Source organism: Nocardiopsis sp. LDBS0036, assembly GCF_041228755.1.
Classification (GTDB): domain Bacteria; phylum Actinomycetota; class Actinomycetes; order Streptosporangiales; family Streptosporangiaceae; genus Nocardiopsis; species Nocardiopsis dassonvillei.
This window is the reverse complement of the sequence record NZ_CP141103.1, coordinates 3,666,518-3,684,856: the sequence shown is the minus strand read 5'-3', so window position 1 is coordinate 3,684,856 and position 18,339 is coordinate 3,666,518. Positions and strand designations below refer to the sequence as shown.

Here is an 18,339-nt window from a genome sequence, read left to right as displayed (position 1 = left end):
GACCCACACAGAGGAGCCAGTACGTGAACGCCAACGCCAACCCCCAGCCGGAGGAGCCGCGCGCCGCAGCGCGGGCCGGGCACGTCGCCCTGGTCGGTTCCGGTCCGGGCGGCGCCGACCTGCTCACCCTGCGCGGCGCCGAGCTGCTGAGCCACGCCGACGTGGTCATCACCCTGCGCGAGCCCGCCGCCGAGGAGCTCTCGGGCTTTCGCGCCGAACTCCTCTCCCACTGCTCCGAGGACGTCTCCGTGATCGAGGCGGGCGAGTGCGGCGGCGACGTCAACGCCCTGGCGGTGGCGCGCGCCCGCGACGGGCAGCGGGTGGTCCGCCTCTACTCCGGCGACCCGTTCTTCGGCTGCCGCGGCGCCGAACTGGTCTCCGCCTGCCACGAGGCCGGGGTCGAGGTCGAGGTCGCCCCCGGCGTCTCCGCGATCACCTCCGTGCCGACCTTCGCGGGCGTGCCGCTGCTGGACGCGGACAGCCCCGAGGTGCGCGTGCTCAACGCCCGCGCGCACGGCGGGGGAGGGGTCGACTGGCACGAGGCCGCCGCCAGCGGCGCCACCCTGGTCGTCATGGGCGGCGACGCGCCCGCCGGTGAGCCGGTCGAGCACCAGGGACCCGGCTTCGACGTGCTGTGCAAGACCCTCATCGCCGGAGGGCGGCCCGCCTCGACCCCGGTCGCGGTCGTGCGCGCGGGCGGCACCACCCGTCAGACCACGGTCTCCTCGACCCTGGGGCGGCTCGTCGCCGACCTCAAGTCCAAGGACGCCAAGGGCCACCACGTCACCGCGCCCGCGCTGATGGTCGTCGGCCCCGCCGCGGGCCGCCACCCCGAGCTGTCCTGGTACGAGAGCCGTCCGCTGTTCGGCTGGCGCGTCCTGGTGCCCCGCACCAAGGAGCAGGCCGCGGCCCTGTCCGACCAGCTGCGCGGCTACGGCGCGGTGCCCGAGGAGGTGCCCACCATCTCCGTGGAGCCGCCGCGCACCCCGCAGCAGATGGAGCGCGCCGTCCGCGGCCTGGTCACCGGCCGCTACCAGTGGGTGGCCTTCACCTCCGTCAACGCGGTCCGCGCCATCCGGGAGCGCCTGGAGTCCTACGGCCTGGACGCGCGCGCGTTCGCCGGGGTCAAGGTCGCCGTCGTCGGCGAGGCCACCGCGCGCGCCGTGCGCGAGTTCGGCATCCAGCCCGACCTGGCCCCGCCCGAGGAGGAGCAGTCCAGCTCGGGCCTGGTCTCGGTGTGGCCGCCCTACGACGCCGAGATCGACCCGATCGAGCGGGTCCTGCTGCCGCGCGCCGACATCGCCACCGAGACCCTGTCCGCCGGGCTGGACAAGCTCGGCTGGGAGGTCGACGACGTCACCGCCTACCGCACCGTGCGCGCCGCGCCCCCGCCCGCGCCCGTCCGGGAGGCGATCAAGGGCGGCGGCTTCGACGCGGTGCTGTTCACGTCCTCCTCCACGGTGCGCAACCTGGTGGGGATCGCGGGCAAGCCGCACAACACCACCGTCATCGCCGTCATCGGTCCCGAGACGGAGAGGACCGCGATCGAGTTCGGCCTGCGCGTCGACGTCGTGGCGCCCAAAGCCTCGGTTTCCGCCCTCGCACAGGCCCTTTCGGAGTACGGTGCCGAGAAGAGGCGCGAGGCGGTCGAGGCGGGCAAGCCCGTCCTCAAGCCCAGTCAGAAGAGACGCGGTCGCCGCCGCAAGCTCTGAGAGACCACACCGCCACCGACGCACGAACCTTTCCCGGGAGCCCCGTGATGAACGCCTCCAGCAACGACGCCGCCTTCCCCGTGGTCCGGCCGCGCCGCCTGCGCCGCGGTCCGGCGCTGCGCCGCCTGGTCGCCGAGACCCGGGTCCGCCCCGAGAACCTCGTCCTGCCGATGTTCGTCAAGGAGGGCATCACCGAGCCGGTCGCCGTCTCCTCGATGCCCGGCCAGGTGCAGCACACGCGTGACAGCCTGCGCAAGGCGGCCCACGAGGCGGCCGCCGCCGGAGTGGGCGGGCTGATGCTGTTCGGCATCCCCGCGCACAAGGACGCGCACGGCTCGGCCGCCGACGACCCCGAGGGGATCGTCCAGGCCGCCCTGCGCGACCTGTCCGCCGAGGTCGGCGACGACCTCGTGGTGATGGCCGACCTGTGCCTGTGCGAGTACACCGACCACGGCCACTGCGGCCCGCTGGAGGTGGACGGGCACGTCGACAACGACCTCACCCTGGAGCGGTACGCGTCCGTGGCCGCCGCCCAGGCCGAGGCGGGCGCCGCCGTGGTGGCGCCCAGCGGCATGATGGACGGCCAGGTCGCGGCGATCCGCGCCGGGCTGGACCGCACCGGGCACCAGCAGGTGCCCATCCTGGCCTACGCCGCCAAGTACGCGTCGGCGTTCTACGGCCCCTTCCGCGAGGCCGCGGAGGGCGCGCCGCAGTTCGGCGACCGCTCCGGCTACCAGCAGGACCCCGCCAACGCGCGCGAGGCGCTGCGCGAGGTGGCACTGGACGTCGCCGAGGGCGCGGACATGGTGATGGTCAAACCCGGCCTGGCCTACCTCGACATCGTGGCCAAGGTGGCCGAGGCCTCCCCGGTACCCGTGTCGGCCTACCAGGTCAGCGGCGAGTACGCGATGATCGAGGCGGCCGCGGAGCGGGGCTGGATCGACCGCGAGCGGGCCATCGTGGAGACACTGACCTCCTACCGCAGGGCCGGGGCCGAGCAGATCCTCACCTACTGGGCGACCGAGGCCGCCCGCCTGCTGCGGTAGCGCGACCAGGCCCCTCGCCCCGGTCGCGGTCCCCGGGCGCAGGGCCTCCCACGACGGCGAGGCCGCGCCTGGAACACGAGCGAACACCGGGGAGGCTCCATGGCCGAGGTTCTGTACCGACGTAAGCGCCGCCATGCGGCGGCCAGCATGCTGGACGCCGCTCTGGGCTACGCCGAGCTGGGCTGGCCGGTGGCGCGCGGCACCTCACCGGGGCAGGACCGCGCGTGCAGCTGCGACCGGATGGGCTGCCCGGACCCGGCGGCGCACCCGGTGACGATGGCCTGGGGCGTGGAGGCCAGCACCGACACCGACACCATCCGGCGGTGGTGGACGGCCACCCCCGACGCGAACATCATCCTGCCCACGGGGCGGGTCTTCGACGTGTTCGACGTCCCCCGTGAGGCGGGTGTGATGGCGCTGGCGCGCATGGGCCGCTCGGGCGTTCCCGCGGGCCCGGTCGCGGCGGTGGAGTCCTCGCGCTACCTGTTCTTCGTGGCCACCCGTTCGCCGGTGGACGAGGACGAGTGGTGGTCCTGCCACCTGGACTGCGTGCCCGAGGCCGTGGAGGAGATGCCGGGGCTGCGCTGGCACTGCCGGGACAGCTTCGTGCTCGGAGCCCCCTCGCTGCTGCCCTCCGGCGACCGGGTCACCTGGATCCGCCCGCCGCGCGCCGAGGACGGGGCCGTGGTGCTGCCCGACCCGATCGTGGTGCTCGACATCCTCGCCGACGCGAGCGAGGAGTTCCCCGCCTGACCCCGGGGCGCGCCGGGCGTACCGGTGGCGGTACCGCTCGGGCGAGCGAGCGGCGGTCGGACTCCTACCTGGGCAGGGTGAGGATCTCGGCCCCCTCGTGGGTGATGGCGATCGTGTGCTCGCTGTGCGCCGTCCGGCAGCCCGTCGCGCTGCGCAGCGTCCACCCGTCGGCGTCGGTGACCAGCTCGTCGGTGTCCGCCATGACCCACGGCTCCAGGGCGAGCATCAGGCCGGGGCGCAGCTTGTAGCCGCGTCCGGGCTGTCCGGTGTTGGCCACGTGCGGGTCCTGGTGCATCGTCGACCCGATGCCGTGACCGCCGAACTCGGTGTTGATCGGGTACCCCGCCGCGCTGAGGACCGAGCCGATGGCGTGGGAGATGTCGCCGACGCGGGCCCCGGGCCGGGCGGCGGCGATCCCCGCCTCCAGCGCGCGTTCGGTCGCACGGATCATCGCGACGCTCTCGGCGGGCCTCGACTCGCCCACGACGAAGCTGACGGCGGAGTCCGCGGCGACCCCGCCCAGGGAGACGGCGAGGTCGAGTGTGAGCAGGTCGCCGTCGGCGAGCGCGTAGTCGTGGGGCAGTCCGTGGAGCACGGCGTCGTTGACGGCCGTGCAGATGTAGTGGCCGAACGGCCCGCGCCCGAAGGACGGCGCGTAGTCGACGTAGCAGGACTGCGCTCCGGCCTCGGCGATCATCTCCCGGGCCCACCGGTCGATGTCCAGGAGGTTGGTGCCGACCATGGCGCGGCTCCGTGCCGTCCGGAGGATGTGGGCGACCAGGGCGCCCGCGTCCTTGGCTCGGGCGAGTTCGGCGGGTTTCAGGATCTCGATCATGCGGCGGCCTCTCACGCAACCAATAACTATACCGGCCATACTATACCGGTTCTGGGGGTGGGGTCACGGCCGGACCGCCGGTCACTTCGCCGGAGGACGAGCGCGGACAGCGTTCCGGCGGCCTTCCGCGCCCGCGAGGGGCGCTCAACGTCCGGGCCGCGCCCGGCGCACGCGTCGGAGGGCCTTCAAGGGACCGGGTCCGTTCGGCGTTCGGGAACGGGCCCTAGTCGCCCCGGCGCTCCCGTACCCACAGGGCGAGCCGGGTGCGGTCGCGCAGCCCCAGCTTGCGCAGGATGCTCGTGACGTGGTTCTTGGCGGTGCCCTCGGTGATGAACAGGGCACGCGCGACCTCCCGGTTGGTGGCGCCCGTGCCGACGAGGCGGGCCACCTCCTCCTCGCGCTCCGACAACCGGGGCGCCTCCCCGTGCCCTGGCGGGCGGGGCGGGTCCGCCGCGGGGACGGTGGAGGGGCCTTCGCCGAGCGCGGCGACCAGGAGCTCGGCCGCCGGACCGCCGAGAACGGTCTCACCCCGGGCGACGCGGCGGATCGCCGCCACCAGTTCCTCCGGCGGCACGTCCTTGAGCAGGTAGCCGCGCGCTCCGGCCCGCAGACCGCCGAAGACCAGTTCGTCGTCGTCGAACGTGGTCAGCACCAGGGCGGGCACGTCCGGGTACTCCGCGCGCATCCGCCCGATGAGGGCCACCCCGTCCATGCGCGGCATGCGGGCGTCCACCAGGGCCACGTCCGGGAGCGGGTCGGCGGCCGAGAGGAACTCCAGGGCCTCGACGCCGTCCGCGGCGTCGCCGACGACGTCGACGCCCTCCTCGATCTCCAGCAGTTTGCGCAGGCCCTGCCGCATCAGGATCTGGTCGTCGACGATCAGGACCGAAACAGTGGTCATGTGGTGCCCCCCGCCGTGCCGGGAACAGTCTCCCGCGTACCGGCGCGCGCGGGGACCTCCGCGCGGAGCCGGAAGCCGAGGGTATCCGCCGGGGGCGTGCTCCCCGGTGTCGCGGCCTCCCGCGCCCGGTCGGCCGCGCACACGTTGCCGCTGAGCATCGTCCCGCCGACGGCCGCGACCCGTTCGGACAGACCCCGCAGCCCGAACCCCGCGCGCACCGCCTCCTTCCCCGCGCCGCCGCCGTTGTCGGTCACCGTGACCGCGACCCCCTCGGCGCGGGTCAGCACCTCCACCTCGATCAGGTCGGCGCCCGAGTGGCGCATGGCGTTGGTCAGGCCCTCCTGGAGCGCCCGGTAGCAGACCAGCTCGGCCTCCTCCGACAGGTCGGGCCAGACCCCGTCGCCGGTGACGGCGAACCTGATCCGGACGCCCCCGCCGTCGAAGGAGGCCGCCATCGCCCGCATCGCGGCCAGCCCCGCGCGCCCCTCCAACCCCAGGGGGCGCAGCGCGCGCACCCAGCGCCGGGTGTCGGTGAGCGCCTCCCGGGCGAGTTCGCGGGCCTGTCGCACCTCCTCCCACGCCGAGTCGGGCCGTGCGGTGCGAAAGCGCAGCGCGTTCGACAGCGACATGGTGAGCGCGGTCAGGTAGTGGCCGGTGCTGTCGTGCATCTCCCGGGACATGCGGGCGCGCTCCTCCGCCACGGTGAGCTCGCGGATGCGATCGGAGCGGCGTCGCAGCTCCCCGTGGGCCTCCTCCAGCGCGGCCAGGAGCTCCCGTGTGTGCTCGGCCCGCCGCGCGGCCACGGTCAGGCCGAGGAACACCGTTCCCGACGCCGCCACGATGAACAGCAGGATCACCCCGGCGAACAGCCCCACCGCGAACGGCAGGTCGGGGACCACCAGGGTCAGACCGACGCTGAACACGAGCACGGCGGAGCCGTAGCCGACGCCGCCCGGAAGCCCGAACACGGCCACCGCGTTCATGGTGCCCACGCACAACAGCAGGAAGGTCGTGTGGTTGCTGCTGAGCATGCAGAGCACGGTGAGGGCGAGGAAGACGGCGCTGACGGCCCTGCGCGGCCACGGGGACACCGGGGACCACGCCAGGAACGGCCACAGCGCGCAGCAGAGCAGCAGGACGCCGACGCTGACGAGCACGGCGGTGTTGGCGACCGGGTCGCCGCCGTGGAAACGCATCTGGCCGCTCAGGAACAGCAGCGCGTAAAGGCCGAGGGTGAGTGCCACCGCGCCCCAGAACAGCAGTTCCAGAACGCGGGGCGGACGGTTCTCGTGCAGCGTGACCCAGGAGGACGGGTCGGTCGGGGAGCCGGGGGTGCGCATTCTTCCGAGCGTAGTCGGAACGGTTCCGCGCGGACCGCCGGAGGAGGTCATGGTCAGTGGCATGTTCGCGCCATGACCTCAGGCATGTCCGGTGTCCGCGAACCGAGTGACCGCACCGTGCCTCGCGGTCGATGCGGTTCCGAAACTCCTTTTCCTACTGTTGTGCCACGAGAACGGCGAGGGAGAGGAAGAAACGGAATGAACGGCACGGACAACCCGGTGGAGGAGAATGTGGAAAGGCCCCGCATTCCCCTCGCGGGAATTCTCGTCACGGCGGCCTCGGTCGTCCTCATGGCCCTCGTCTCCTGGACGGCCTGGCCCGATCTGCCGGGGACGGTGCTCAGCGGACGGACCAACCTGGACGGCACCCCCGACACGGTCCCCCGGGCGGTGCTCGCGCTGGCCCTGCCCCTGACGACCGGCCTCCTGGCGGTCGTGCTGTCGGCCGCGGTGGTCTTCGGAACCCGTCTCCAGAACGGCCTCCAGGACGCGCTGGGTCTACCGGCGGCGCCGAAGGCACGGAACGCCGCGCGGGGCATGAGCGCCCTCCTGGGCCTGCTGTCCCTGTTCCTGCTCGTGACGCACGGAGTGCTCGTCCTGGGCCAGGCCGGGTGGGACCTCCCGATCAGCCGGGTGCTGGGCGTGGCGACCGGCCTGTTCCTGGTCGGTGTCGGCGTCGTCCTGCCCGCGCCGGAGCCCGGGGCGGACCACGACAGGCCCCTCGTCCGCTGGTGGTCGGCCGCGCACCGCCTCATGAGAACCGGTTTCGTGCTGGTCGGTTCGGCGCAGGCGGCGGTCGTCCTGTTCGTCGACCACATGCTGGCGTGGCTCCTCGTCCCGCTGCTGCTGCTCCCCGCGATGTGCGCGGCCGTGGTGCTTCCGCTCCTGCGCGGTCGGGCCTGAGGCGCAGGGCGGGCAGGGGCGGGTGCGGCCGGGCACGCGGAAGGCCTCGGAGCCCGCGGGGGTGTCCGAGGGTTCGGCGGGAGGTGCCGGAGGCGCACTGGGGAGGCTCCGGGGATGTCGCCGGGGAGGTCATCCCCGCGACCTCCTCCGTTCTCCTCCGCTTGGCCCCGCGTCAGAGCCCGATCTCCTCGGCGTTCACCACCACGCCGTCCTCGTCGCTGTAGAGCCACTCTCCCGGTACGAACGTGACGTCGCCGAAGGTCACGGGCACGTCAAGGCGACCGGCGGCGTCCTTGAGGGACTTGCGGGGGTTGGAGCCCAGCGCCTTCACGCCCAGGTCCAGCCCGCCCAGGGCGCGGGTGTCGCGGACCGCGCCGAAGATCACGGTTCCGGCCCAGCCGTTGGCCACGGCCGCCTCGGCGATCATGTCGCCCATCAGGGCCGACCGCAGCGAGCCGCCGCCGTCCACCACCAGGACCGCGCCGTCGCCCGGGGTGTTGAGGACCTGCTTGACCAGGCCGTTGTCCTCGTGGCAGCGGACGGTGCGGATCCGGCCGGAGAACACCGCGCGCCCCCCGAACTGGCGGAACTGCGTGGAGCAGCTGCGCAGGGTGTCGCCGTGGTCGTCGATGAGGTCCGCGGTGGTGAAGTGCGAGGTCATCGGGGCTCCGTCTCGGGAGGGCGGATGGGTGCCGCCGGGAGGGTGGACACCCCCAAGCTACTCATCGGTACGCCAGACCTCTCGGGCGGCACGGCGTCTCCTTCGTCGGTGCCCTCCGTCTCTTTCGTCGATACGGCCGTTTCGCGGGCCCGGAAAGCCCCGGTTGATGACAGGATGAAGCCTTTCCTGTCACCGAATCATGGGATCCCCGTCACCTTCGGACGGGGCGTCGCCCAGAACCTCCCCCCTGCGCGCGACCCTCCCCCCTGAACGACCCAATGGAGAGAGATGGTCTCTGAGATCCTCGCCGTCAGCGCTGCCTGGTCCCGGGCCCTGATCGAGTTCACGGCGGACCTGGACCCCTGGGTGCAGAGCGTCGCCTACGTGGGCACCGACCTCTTCCTCGGAGTGTTCGCCGTCCTCTTCCTCGCCGCCTGGTGGCGCGCCCGCTCCGTGGACTCCCGTCTGGTCGGCCTGGCCCTGTTCGCTCCCGTCGCCACCGTCGTCGCCTACATGGTCAGCCGCACGGTGAAGACGTTCTTCGAGCAGATGCGCCCCTGCCAGGCCATGACCGACCTGACCACGATCGCCACCTGCGACCCGCTCGGCGACTGGTCCTTCCCGAGCAACCACGCCGCGATCGCGGGCGCCGCCGCCGCGGCGCTCATCCTGGCCTGGCGCCGCATCGCCGTCCTCGCCGTGCTGCTCGCCGTCCTGGAGGCCTTCTCCCGGGTCTTCGTCGGCGCCCACTACCCGCACGACGTCACGGTCGGCCTCCTCGTCGGCGCCACCGTCGCGGCCCTGGTCTCCCTGGCCGCCTCCCGCCCGATGACCGCCCTCGTGGAGCTGCTCGCCCGCAACGACCGCCTGCGCCCGCTGGTGCGCGCCGAGCGGCCGGATACCCCGGCCGCCTCGGACGCGGGCGCGCCGCCCCCGCCCGACGCCCCCGCCCGGGACGGTTACGCCGCCCGGCACTGAGTCGGCTTCCGTGTGCCCCGTCCCTGTCCCCCGGGGGCGGGGCACACGCGTGTGCGGGGCAGGACCTCATGGCATGCTTGTCACGTGTGGTTTTTCCGCGCGAAAAGCGGTGAAGCCGCTCGACTTCCGGGGAGAGTGCCGCGATGCTGCTGAGTTTCCGCGTCGAGAACCACAAGTCCATCCGTGAGGAACAACAGCTCCTGCTCACTCCCGTCTACGACGACGCCCGCCCGCAGGAGGCCGGCTGGGAGGCCACCACGGTCGCGGGGATCTTCGGGGCCAACGCCTCGGGCAAGTCGAACCTGCTGGACGCGCTCTCCTTCATGCGGGACACCGTCCGGTGGTCGATGAGCCACAACGAGCCTGGGAGCGGAATCCAGCGCCACCCCTTCAAGTTGAGCGCGGACACCCGGGAGGAGCCCTCCACGTTCGTGGTCGACCTCGTGATCGACGGTGTCCGCCACACCTACGGATTCGGGGTCGATGACGAGCGGGTCGTGGAGGAGTGGTTGTACAGCTACCCCAGACAGCGCAGACGCGTCGTGTTCGAGCGTGAGGGGGAGGAGTTCTCCTTCGGTGACCAGACCTCGGGGAAACTGCGCCAGGTCAAGGAGATCACCGGTCGGAACGTCCTCTTCCTCACCGTCGCCGCCCGCGCCTCGAACGCGGAGGTGGAACCGGTCTACCGCTGGTTCTCCGAGAGTCTGGTGTCCGCCACCGAGCGGGGGCCGGGCCATCCAGCGTGGTTGCGTGAGGGAAGCGCCTCCGAGGCACACATGGCGGATCTCAGCCGTCTTCTGAAGTCCGCTGACACGGGTATCGAAACGGTGGAACTCAGCCACGACCATCTCGACTCCATGGGACGGACCGCCTCTGCTAGGGACTCCTCCTCCGATGAGGAAAGGTTCCGCGACCCATATACGCGAGCGTTGGCCCGGAGGCTGCTCAAAGGAGACCAGGACGGGGACAGATCTCAGACCAAGCTCGGCCCTAGTGGAACGTCGGCCTTCGAGGCGAGTCTGCGCACCCTTCTCAGGCACGGCCGATCCACCCTCCTCTTCCGCCATCAGGGCACAGAAAACGCTACGCCCCTCCTCTGGGAGGAGGAATCCCTGGGAACCAGGGCGTTCGCCACGATCGGCTTCGACGCCCAGCGTGTACTGGAAACGGGCGGAGCCCTCGTGGTCGACGAGATCGACGCCAGCCTCCACCCCTATCTCTCCGCCAAGGTCATCTCCCTCTTCCAGGACGAGGAGCACAATCCCAAGGGCGCCCAACTGATCTTCACCAGCCACGACGCGGCCCTGCTCGGACGTGTACGCGGTGAGGAGGTCCTCAAGCGCGACCACATCTGGTTCGTGGACAAGGACGACCGGGGACGTACCTCGCTCTACCCGCTCAGCGACTTCAAGCCCCGGGGGGACGACAACCGCGCCCGGCGCTACCTCACGGGCCGCTACGGCGCGGTTCCGGACGTGGACGACGAACTGTTCCGGGACGCCCTGCACCGGCGAGAGCAGTCACGGGAGTCGGAGGAAGCCGCCCCGTGAGCAAGAGGCGCAAGAGGGAGCAGAGGGAGACGAGTCTCGACCGCCGCAGGCCGCATCGCGAGGAGAAGCGCGTCTACCTCGTGGTCTGCGAGGGCGAGACCGAGAAGCGCTACTTCGACACGATGAAGAAGCACCCGGACGTGCGGCTGCACACCGTCCACGCCCGCAAGGCCAAACATCCCCAGCGCGAGATCGTGGTCAGGAGCGCGGCCGAGGCGGAGCGGGACGACTGCACCGAGCGCTGGGCGGTGTTCGACACCGACGGAGAGGACGTCGCCGCGCTCGTGGCGTCCGCCGTGCGGGAGGGGGTCGAGGCCGCTCCCTCCACCCCCACCTTCGAGACCTGGCTCATCCTCCACCTGAGGGACCACCGGTCCGCACTCGTCACCGGGGCCAGTGCCGAGAAGGAGCTCAGGGCGCTCCTGCCGAGGTGGAACAAGGGCGGGACCCGCTTCGAGGACTTCGCCCACGGCCTCCAGGAGGCCTGCGAGCGCGCCGAGCGCCTGCCGCCGACGGGCGACCCCAGCACACGGATCCACCAGCTGGTCCGTGCTCTGATCCGCCCCTGACCCCGACACCGCCCCTGACCCCGACACCGGTCCAGGCGCCGACGCCGGGTCCTCGGCCGACGCGGGGCGGGTCATGGTCCTGGTACCGGACACAGCTGACACACTGGTGAGGTGGGTACTCAACAGACTTCAGCAGAGCTTTTCCAGCGTGCCTCCGCCGTCGTGCCGGGTGGCGTGAACTCCCCCGTCCGCGCCTTCGGCGCCGTCGGCGGCACCCCGCCCTTCTTCGTCAGGGGCGAGGGCCCCTACCTCACCGACGCCGACGGCCGCCAGTACGTCGACCTCGTGTGCTCGTGGGGGCCGCTGATCCTCGGCCACGCGGCCCCCGCCGTCGTCGAGGCCCTCCACGGCGCGGTCGACGCCGGGACCTCCTACGGCGCGCCGACCCCCGGCGAGGTCGAGCTGGCCGAGCTGATCGTCGAGCGCACCCCGGTGGAGAAGGTCCGCCTCGTCAACTCCGGCACCGAGGCCACCATGTCCGCGATCCGCCTCGCGCGCGGCTTCACCGGGCGCAGCAAGATCGTCAAGTTCGCGGGCAACTACCACGGCCACGTCGACGCCCTCCTGGCCTCCGCCGGTTCGGGCCTGGCCACCTTCGCCCTGCCCGACTCCCCGGGCGTGACCGGGGCCAGCGCCGCCGACACCCTCGTGCTGCCCTACAACGACCCCGAGGCCGTCGAGCGAGCCTTCGCCGAGCACGGCGACGAGATCGCCTGCGTGATCGCCGAGGCCTGCCCCGCCAACATGGGCGTCGTCGCACCCCGGGACGGGTTCAACGCCCGGATCAAGGAGATCGCGCACGCCAACGGCGCCCTCCTCATCCTCGACGAGGTCCTCACCGGCTTCCGCGTCAGCGCCTCGGGCTGGTTCGGCCTGGAGGGCGTCGCCCCCGACCTCATGACCTTCGGCAAGGTCATGGGCGGCGGCCTGCCCGCCGCCGCGTTCGGCGGACGCGCCGAGATCATGGACCGCCTCGCGCCGAACGGTCCCGTCTACCAGGCGGGCACCCTGTCCGGGAACCCGCTTGCCACCGCCGCCGGCCTGGCCACACTGCGGGGGGCCACCCCCGAGGTCTACGCCCGCATCGACGAGGTCTCCGCCCGGGTGGCGGCCGAGGTCTCCAAGGCGCTCGGCGAGGCCGGGGTCGTCCACCGGCTCCAGAACGGCGGCAACCTCTTCACGGTGTTCTTCACCGACCAGGAGGCCGTCGACTTCGACACCGCGCGCACCACCGACACCGCGGTCTTCTCCGCGTTCTTCCACGCCATGCTCGACCAGGGCGTGTACCTGCCGCCCGCCGCCTTCGAGGCCTGGTTCTTCTCCGCCGCGCACGACGACGCCGCCGTGGACCGGGTGGTCTCGGCGCTGCCCAGGGCGGCCCGCGCCGCGGCCGAGGCCCAGGGCTGACGCCCAGGGCCGGTACAGCCCCGACGCCCACGACCCCGAAGGAAAGACACTCACGATGACGACGACCACCGTCGTGCACCTGCTGCGACACGGAGAGGTGTACAACCCCGGCAAGGTGCTCTACGGAAGGCTCCCCGGCTTCCACCTCAGCGACCGGGGCCAGCGGATGGCGGAGATGACCGCGGAGTGGTTCGAGGGCCACGACATCGCGGCGCTGTTCTCCTCGCCGCTGGACCGCACCCAGGAGACCGCCGTGCCCCTCCAGAAGGCGACGGACCTGCCCGTCACCCTGGACGACCGGCTCATCGAGGCGGCCAACAAGTTCGAGGGGATGAGCCTGTCGCGGCGGTCGGTGCGCGATCCCCGTGTGTTCAGCCGGGTGTACAACCCGTTCCTGCCGTCGTGGGGCGAGCCCTACTCCGAGATCGTCACGCGCATGGTGGAGGCCGTCAAGATCGCCCGCCGGGCGGCGTGGGGCCGCGAGGCCGTGTGCGTCAGCCACCAGCTGCCGATCTGGATGACCCGTCGCGCGGCCGAGGGCAAACGCCTCTGGCACCGTCCCGACCTGCGCGAGTGCAACCTGGCGAGCGTGACGTCGCTGACCTTCAGCGACCAGCGGCTGACCAGCGTCAGCTACGCGGAACCCGCCGCCGTCCTGTACAAGGACGAGCCCGCACTTCCCGGGGCGTGACCCGGAGCGCGCACCCGTAACGGTAAGCTGGGCCTTCGGGTGCGGTAGGTGCGCGCTCTCCAGCGCCGGACCCGGGGGACACCACCCCGGTCGCACCGGCCGATCCGGGCCCGGGCACGCCGGTGTCCGAACGGCTCCGGTGACCGCATCCGAGCCCCTTGCCGGTTTCCACCGCCCAGCGGTGCGGCATGTCCGTAACCTCCGTCAGCGAGAAGGTGATCCCATGGGTTCCGTCATCAAGAAGCGCCGCAAGCGGATGGCGAAGAAGAAGCACCGCAAGCTGCTCAAGCGCACGCGTGTCGCGCGTCGCAACAAGAAGTAGGACCGGTAGCGGCGAACGTCGTCTCTCCGCGGGCGCGGGCGCGCTCCAGGCACGCCCCGGACGCGGAGACACCGCCGTCCTTGCCCGGCCTTTGCCGGAGCAATGGAATTTTCTGGGTGAGGCGCTGTTGTGTCTCACGGGTCGCGGTCGCCGGTTCACCCCCGGGGGTGAACGGTCCGCGGGCCTGCCGGAACAGCTCCCGTCTCCTCCCAAGGAACGTGTCGCCATGGTTCGTGTCGTACTCGTCACCGGGGTTTCCACACCCCTGGCCGCCAGGGTCGCGCAGACCCTGAGCGAGGAGCCCGGGGTCCGCCGGGTGATCGGCGCCGACTCCTCGCCGCCGCCCACGGACACGCCGGGGGTCGAGTACGCCCATGTCGACCTGCACGACGGGAGCCTGGACAGGATCGTCGCCGACTCCGGCGCCGAACTCGTCCTGCACCTGGGCCTGGACACCGCGGGCCGTCCCAACCGCGAGGACAACGTCCTGGGCACCATGCGGGTGCTCGGCGCGGCCCAGCGCTCCACCACCGTCCGGCGCCTGGTGGTGCGGTCCAGCGCCACCCTGGACGCCGACGACGCGGCCGAGGTCGAGCGGCACACCCGCGGCCTCCAGCGCCGCCGCCCCGACCTGTCGGTGGCCGTTCTGCGGTTCGCCAACCTCATCGGCCCCTCCGTGAGCACCCCGCTCACGCGTTACCTGGACTCGCGGTTCGTGCCCACCGTGCTCGGCAGCGACCCCGACGTGCAGTTCCTGCACGAGGACGACGGCGCCGAGGCGCTGGTGCGCATGGCGCTCAGCGACGGCACCGGGTTCTTCGACGTGGCGGGCGAGGACTCGGTCCGCCTCTCGCACTGCCTGCGCCGCGTCGGCGGCCAGCGGCTCCCCGTCCCGGCGCGCGGCCTGCGGGTGCTGCGCGGCCTGGCCAAGCACGGCCGGATCGACTACGCGAGCTCCAGCACCTCCCGCGCCGTGCGCGCGGGCCTCAACACCTCGGGTATGCGCACCGACTCCCTGGAGCGGGTGCTGGACTGGTCGCCCGCCTACAGCTCGGTGGAGGCCTTCGAGACCTACGCGGGCAGCCGCCGCGGTACGTCCTCGCGCGGAGGCGGTCTGCGGCCTGTCCACGTGCTCGCCCTCGCCAGGGCCACGCTGGGACGCTGAGGGGTCTCCGGTCGGCCCTGGGTGCGGCCCACAGTGCAAAACGCCCGGAAAGTGCATCTGAGGGCTTTGCGGGCAGCATGAGGCGTTCCGGGCCCCTGGGCCCCCTTGATCCATTCCACCAGGCGGTCGCCCGCCGGCGCCACGCCCGCGCGTGGCCTGTGGACAACCCCGGTCCCGGGCCCGCCCCATGTGGCGGCCCCTCGACGGCACTGGCGTCCCGCCCGTGCGGTCACCCGACCCGACCGGGCGCCCCGGCCGTTCGGTTCCGGTGTCCAGCCCTTCCGGCCCGGTTCAGCCGGTCCGTCTCTGTCTGACCGCGCGCAGCGCCACGGCACCGGCGACCGCGCCCACGGCGGCCGGGACGGCCACCCGCAGCGCGTTCCGGTGCCGCCGGAAGTCGTGCACCGGCCACCCGTGCGTGCGGGCGTACCTGCGCAGGTCGGTGTCCGGGTTGACCGCGTGCGGACGCCCCACCAGGGACAGCAGCGGCAGGTCGTTGGAGGAGTCGCTGTAGGCGGAGCAGGACGCCAGGTCCCACCCCTCCCTGTGGGCGAGGGCGCGCACCGCCACGGCCTTGGCCGGACCGTGCAGCAGGTCCCCGTTCAACCGTCCCGTGTACACCCCGTCGACGCACTCGGCCTCGGTGCCCAGAGCACCGGTCAGGCCCAGCCGCCGCCGGATGATCTGGGCCAGCTCCACCGGCGTCGCGGTCACCAGCCACACCGGCCGCCCGGCGTCCAGGTGCCCCTGGACGAGCGCCCGGGTGCCCTCCCAGATCCTGTCGGCCATGGTGTCGTCGTAGATCTCCTCGCAGAGCGCCACCAGATCGTTCACGTCGTGTCCGGCCACGAACGCCAGCGCGGCCTCACGCGCGGCGTTGATGTGCTCGGGCTGCTCGCTGCCGGTCACCCGGAACACCGTCTGCCCCCACGCGAACCGCATCAGGTCGCGGGTGGTGAACAGGTCCCGGGAGGCCAGGCCCCGGGCGAAGTGGTAGATCGACGCACCCCGCATCAGGGTGTTGTCCACGTCGAAGAAGGCGGCCCCGCGCGCGTTCGGGGACACGGCGTCGTGTGACACGGTTCTCTCCTGGCTTGGGTGGGGGAAGCGGCCCTTCGGTGTCGGGGCGGCGCTCCCCGCGTAGTGCGAGCCTACGGCCACCCGCGGGCAGGGTGGGGCCCCTGGGATGCGGCGGCAAACCCGGTGATGAAGATCACAGTGTAAATCCCCGTTGTGGCCTCCACTCTGCGGGATCGCCGCCCGCACTGGCCCCCCGAATCTGCATCTAGTGCACATCCACCCGCTAACGTGCAGCATCATTGTCGGGATGGTGACGGTAGGACTGGCATTCATAAGCGCGTTGGTGGGCTGGAGCGCCACCGCCGCGCTCGCCGCGTACGCCCAGCGCCGTCCCAGTGTGGCCACGGTCGGATGGCTCGTCGCCGCACTGGGTACGACGGTCGGCCTCAGCGCGGCCGTGATCGGCGCGATGTTCGACTTCGGCGGGATCACCTTCCGGCTGCTGCATATCGGCATCAGCCTCCTGGGCCCGCTCTACATGGCCTGGGGCGCGCTGGAGTACGGCGTCCGCTCGCCCCGCGGCCGGTTCACCTCGCGGCTGTTCCTCAGCGCGTTCACCATCGTCCCCCTGGTGGTGCTGTCCGTCGACCGGGTGGGCACCCGTTTCGACGCCTCCTACCCCGCCATGGGCGACCACTACGACCTCATCCCGCGCTCGCTCGTCAACCTCGCGCAGGTCCTCGTCGCGGTCTTCCTCGTCACGGCGCTCGTCGCGGTCGCCAGGCGCGCCTCCGACCACCGCCGCACCGACCTGACGGTGCTGGGGCTGGTCGGCCTGGCCGCACTGCTCTCCGTCGTGGTCGGCCGTTTCGGCCTCGGCTTCGGGGGGCCGCTGCTGATGCTCGGCTCCGTCGCCGCGCTGTGGGGGGCCGCCGCCATGGCCGCGCGCCCGCGCCGCGACCCCTACGACGACGATGACGACTACTACGACGACTACGACGACGGGGGCGCGGACCCCGACGACGAACTCCCGGAGGAGCCCGTGCGCCGCAAGCGTCGCCAAGCCGATCCCTACGACGACTACTACGACGGTCCGCCGGTCCGCCAGGCGCCGCCCAGCAAACTGCGCGGCGTCATCACCATCTACACGCTCGCCGACGGCCAGGGCCCGGGTTTCGACCGCATCGCCGACGCCCTCGTCGCCCAGGTCTCCCACAGCGAGCCGGACACGCTGCTGTTCGCCTGCCACACGGTGCCCAGCGCGCCGCTCCAGCGCATCGTCTACGCGATGTACCGCGACGAGCTGGCGCAGGAGGAGCACGAGCAGCAGCCGCACGTCCTGGAGTTCGCCCGCCTCAGCCCCCAGCACGTGGTCGCCACCAACGTGATCGAACTCTCCCTCGCGGGCGCGGCGGCCAGCGACGGCCTCGCCGCCATGCTGATGCCCCGCTGAGCAGGGCCCGCAAGGCCCGTGGACGGGGCCGTGGCGCCCCTTTTCGCCCCGCGAGAGGTCTCGAACCGGTCTAGTTGTCCAGTCGGGACAAACCGGTGGAAGGCCCCGGGCGTCCAACCTGTGGTGAAGTAGCCTTTCCGACAGGTTTCCATGACCGGCGCCCGTCGGGCGCCGATGGCGTGTGACCACGACCGGCGGGATGACCCAGCCGAGAGCGCGCCGGAACGAAAGAAAGTGTGCTGGGATCTCCGATGCGTAAGTTTCTCGTCGTTCTCCTGATCCTCCTGGCGGTCGCGGTGGTTGCGGCCGACATCGGGGCACGCAGCTTCGCGCAGAACATGGTCGCGAGCCAGCTGGCCCAGCGGCTCCAGATGGCCGAGGAGCCGGAGGTGTCCATCGAGGGCTGGGCCTTCCTGCCGCAGGCCGTCGGCGGCACCTACTCCGAGGTCAACATCACCGCCGCCTCGGCCACCATGGACAGCATCACCGTCGAGCAGATCGACGTCACCGCCACCGAGGTCGACGCGCCCCCCGCGGACCTGCTCAACCAGCCGACCGTGGTGGCGGGGCAGCTGGACGGCTCCTTCACCGTCCCCTACTCCTTCTTCAACGCCTACCTCCCCGAGGGCATCACCATCACGACCGAGGGCGGCCAGCCCCGTATCACCGGTGAGCTGGCGTTCCCCGAGTTCGGCATCAGCACCTCCGTCAACGCGGGCGGCGAGTTCTCCGTCGAGGGCGACACCGTGACCGTCACCCCCGTCGACGTCCAGGTGGGCGACGCCCCCGTCGACCTCAGCGGCATGGCCGCGACCATGCTCACGTTCAGCGCCCAGGCCCCGCAGCTGCCGTTCGGCCTGACCGTCACCGAGATGGAGGCCACCTCCAGCGGCCTGCGGGTCACCGGTACCGGCTCGGACGTTCCGCTCATGGGCGCCGACGCGGTCTGAGGCCGGCCCCGGCCGCCCGCGGCGGCGCCGCCGCGGTCCTCGCCGGACGGTACGGCCGCGGGGCCGGAGCGCACGCCCGCCAC

18 protein-coding genes are annotated in these 18,339 nt (G+C 72.3%); 13 read left to right on the top strand and 5 right to left on the bottom strand.

Going from position 1 to position 18,339, the window contains the following annotated elements; genetic code table 11:
* The first annotated feature begins 23 nt into the window (after positions 1-23).
* The 3 genes from UIS43_RS15510 to UIS43_RS15500 all read left to right on the top strand — a co-directional run bounded on the left by UIS43_RS15510 (position 24) and on the right by UIS43_RS15500 (position 3,511).
* Entirely contained in the window at positions 24-1,712 is a 1,689-nt protein-coding gene (locus tag UIS43_RS15510; protein ID WP_013155366.1) for a bifunctional uroporphyrinogen-III C-methyltransferase/uroporphyrinogen-III synthase, read from the top strand.
* Positions 1,713-1,759: 47 nt separating this feature from the next.
* Positions 1,760-2,758 carry a porphobilinogen synthase gene (gene hemB / locus UIS43_RS15505; protein ID WP_013155365.1) on the top strand — a complete coding sequence of 333 codons (999 nt, stop codon included), beginning with the start codon at positions 1,760-1,762 and terminating at the stop codon, positions 2,756-2,758.
* A 99-nt stretch (positions 2,759-2,857) separates the two neighbouring features.
* Positions 2,858-3,511 carry a bifunctional DNA primase/polymerase gene (locus tag UIS43_RS15500; protein ID WP_013155364.1) on the top strand — a complete coding sequence of 218 codons (654 nt, stop codon included), beginning with the start codon at positions 2,858-2,860 and terminating at the stop codon, positions 3,509-3,511.
* A 64-nt stretch (positions 3,512-3,575) separates the two neighbouring features.
* On the opposite strand, the gene map is transcribed toward UIS43_RS15500, so the two are convergent.
* From map to UIS43_RS15485, 3 genes are all read right to left on the bottom strand, one after another.
* Entirely contained in the window at positions 3,576-4,346 is a 771-nt protein-coding gene (map, locus tag UIS43_RS15495) for a type I methionyl aminopeptidase (RefSeq protein ID WP_370010508.1), read from the bottom strand.
* Positions 4,347-4,569: 223 nt separating this feature from the next.
* On the bottom strand, positions 4,570-5,247 hold the full coding sequence (locus tag UIS43_RS15490) for a response regulator (RefSeq protein ID WP_370010506.1): 678 nt from the start codon (positions 5,245-5,247) through the stop codon (positions 4,570-4,572).
* Positions 5,244-6,587, bottom strand: coding sequence for a sensor histidine kinase (locus tag UIS43_RS15485; RefSeq protein WP_041552918.1), 1,344 nt, complete (start codon positions 6,585-6,587; stop codon positions 5,244-5,246). The genes UIS43_RS15490 and UIS43_RS15485 overlap by 4 nt, the downstream gene beginning before the upstream one ends.
* A gap of 198 nt (positions 6,588-6,785) precedes the next feature.
* Here UIS43_RS15485 and UIS43_RS15480 point away from each other — a divergent pair, with 198 nt between their 5' ends.
* Positions 6,786-7,490: a hypothetical protein gene (locus UIS43_RS15480; RefSeq protein ID WP_117199178.1), complete on the top strand. Its 705-nt coding sequence runs from the start codon at positions 6,786-6,788 to the stop codon at positions 7,488-7,490.
* Between the two features lie 172 nt (positions 7,491-7,662).
* Here the strand turns inward: UIS43_RS15480 and rraA are convergent, their stop codons facing one another.
* Positions 7,663-8,151, bottom strand: coding sequence for a ribonuclease E activity regulator RraA (rraA, locus tag UIS43_RS15475; RefSeq protein WP_013155359.1), 489 nt, complete (start codon positions 8,149-8,151; stop codon positions 7,663-7,665).
* A 288-nt stretch (positions 8,152-8,439) separates the two neighbouring features.
* Here rraA and UIS43_RS15470 point away from each other — a divergent pair, with 288 nt between their 5' ends.
* The 7 genes from UIS43_RS15470 (at position 8,440) to UIS43_RS15440 (ending at position 14,833) form a co-directional block, all read left to right on the top strand.
* Positions 8,440-9,129, top strand: coding sequence for a phosphatase PAP2 family protein (locus UIS43_RS15470; protein ID WP_094804989.1), 690 nt, complete (start codon positions 8,440-8,442; stop codon positions 9,127-9,129).
* A 143-nt stretch (positions 9,130-9,272) separates the two neighbouring features.
* Complete coding sequence (locus tag UIS43_RS15465; protein ID WP_370010500.1) at positions 9,273-10,679, top strand: ATP/GTP-binding protein; 1,407 nt, start codon at positions 9,273-9,275, stop codon at positions 10,677-10,679.
* Complete coding sequence (locus UIS43_RS15460; RefSeq protein WP_370010499.1) at positions 10,676-11,248, top strand: RloB family protein; 573 nt, start codon at positions 10,676-10,678, stop codon at positions 11,246-11,248. The genes UIS43_RS15465 and UIS43_RS15460 overlap by 4 nt, the downstream gene beginning before the upstream one ends.
* Before the next feature lie 111 nt (positions 11,249-11,359).
* Positions 11,360-12,655 (top strand): glutamate-1-semialdehyde 2,1-aminomutase, encoded by a 1,296-nt coding sequence (hemL, locus tag UIS43_RS15455; RefSeq protein ID WP_071622913.1) that lies wholly within the window; start codon positions 11,360-11,362, stop codon positions 12,653-12,655.
* Positions 12,656-12,710: 55 nt separating this feature from the next.
* Positions 12,711-13,346 carry a histidine phosphatase family protein gene (locus UIS43_RS15450; protein WP_013155354.1) on the top strand — a complete coding sequence of 212 codons (636 nt, stop codon included), beginning with the start codon at positions 12,711-12,713 and terminating at the stop codon, positions 13,344-13,346.
* A 223-nt stretch (positions 13,347-13,569) separates the two neighbouring features.
* Positions 13,570-13,668, top strand: a complete 99-nt coding sequence (locus UIS43_RS15445; protein WP_013155353.1) for a 30S ribosomal protein bS22 — start codon at positions 13,570-13,572, stop codon at positions 13,666-13,668.
* Positions 13,669-13,894: 226 nt separating this feature from the next.
* The gene (locus UIS43_RS15440) at positions 13,895-14,833 is read left to right on the top strand and encodes an NAD-dependent epimerase/dehydratase family protein (protein ID WP_013155352.1); all 939 of its coding nucleotides are present in this window, start codon (positions 13,895-13,897) and stop codon (positions 14,831-14,833) included.
* A gap of 291 nt (positions 14,834-15,124) precedes the next feature.
* Here the strand turns inward: UIS43_RS15440 and UIS43_RS15435 are convergent, their stop codons facing one another.
* The gene (locus UIS43_RS15435; RefSeq protein WP_013155351.1) at positions 15,125-15,913 is read right to left on the bottom strand and encodes an HAD family phosphatase; all 789 of its coding nucleotides are present in this window, start codon (positions 15,911-15,913) and stop codon (positions 15,125-15,127) included.
* Positions 15,914-16,160: 247 nt separating this feature from the next.
* Here UIS43_RS15435 and UIS43_RS15430 point away from each other — a divergent pair, with 247 nt between their 5' ends.
* Both UIS43_RS15430 and UIS43_RS15425 read left to right on the top strand, forming a co-directional pair.
* Positions 16,161-17,306 carry a putative quinol monooxygenase gene (locus UIS43_RS15430; protein WP_370010496.1) on the top strand — a complete coding sequence of 382 codons (1,146 nt, stop codon included), beginning with the start codon at positions 16,161-16,163 and terminating at the stop codon, positions 17,304-17,306.
* Between the two features lie 251 nt (positions 17,307-17,557).
* The gene (locus UIS43_RS15425) at positions 17,558-18,256 is read left to right on the top strand and encodes a DUF2993 domain-containing protein (protein ID WP_013155349.1); all 699 of its coding nucleotides are present in this window, start codon (positions 17,558-17,560) and stop codon (positions 18,254-18,256) included.
* Positions 18,257-18,339: the final 83 nt, after the last annotated feature.

Coding starts and splice junctions, on each gene's coding strand:
- UIS43_RS15445 (WP_013155353.1), top strand. CDS start 13,570: ATGGGTTCCGTCATCAAGAAGCGCCGCAAGCGGATGGCGAAGAAGAAG.
- UIS43_RS15485 (WP_041552918.1), bottom strand. CDS start 6,587: ATGCGCACCCCCGGCTCCCCGACCGACCCGTCCTCCTGGGTCACGCTG.
- UIS43_RS15430 (WP_370010496.1), top strand. CDS start 16,161: ATGGTGACGGTAGGACTGGCATTCATAAGCGCGTTGGTGGGCTGGAGC.
- map (WP_370010508.1), bottom strand. CDS start 4,346: ATGATCGAGATCCTGAAACCCGCCGAACTCGCCCGAGCCAAGGACGCG.
- UIS43_RS15470 (WP_094804989.1), top strand. CDS start 8,440: ATGGTCTCTGAGATCCTCGCCGTCAGCGCTGCCTGGTCCCGGGCCCTG.
- UIS43_RS15425 (WP_013155349.1), top strand. CDS start 17,558: ATGCGTAAGTTTCTCGTCGTTCTCCTGATCCTCCTGGCGGTCGCGGTG.
- rraA (WP_013155359.1), bottom strand. CDS start 8,151: ATGACCTCGCACTTCACCACCGCGGACCTCATCGACGACCACGGCGAC.
- UIS43_RS15440 (WP_013155352.1), top strand. CDS start 13,895: ATGGTTCGTGTCGTACTCGTCACCGGGGTTTCCACACCCCTGGCCGCC.
- UIS43_RS15480 (WP_117199178.1), top strand. CDS start 6,786: ATGAACGGCACGGACAACCCGGTGGAGGAGAATGTGGAAAGGCCCCGC.
- UIS43_RS15500 (WP_013155364.1), top strand. CDS start 2,858: ATGGCCGAGGTTCTGTACCGACGTAAGCGCCGCCATGCGGCGGCCAGC.
- UIS43_RS15450 (WP_013155354.1), top strand. CDS start 12,711: ATGACGACGACCACCGTCGTGCACCTGCTGCGACACGGAGAGGTGTAC.
- hemB (WP_013155365.1), top strand. CDS start 1,760: ATGAACGCCTCCAGCAACGACGCCGCCTTCCCCGTGGTCCGGCCGCGC.
- UIS43_RS15465 (WP_370010500.1), top strand. CDS start 9,273: ATGCTGCTGAGTTTCCGCGTCGAGAACCACAAGTCCATCCGTGAGGAA.
- UIS43_RS15490 (WP_370010506.1), bottom strand. CDS start 5,247: ATGACCACTGTTTCGGTCCTGATCGTCGACGACCAGATCCTGATGCGG.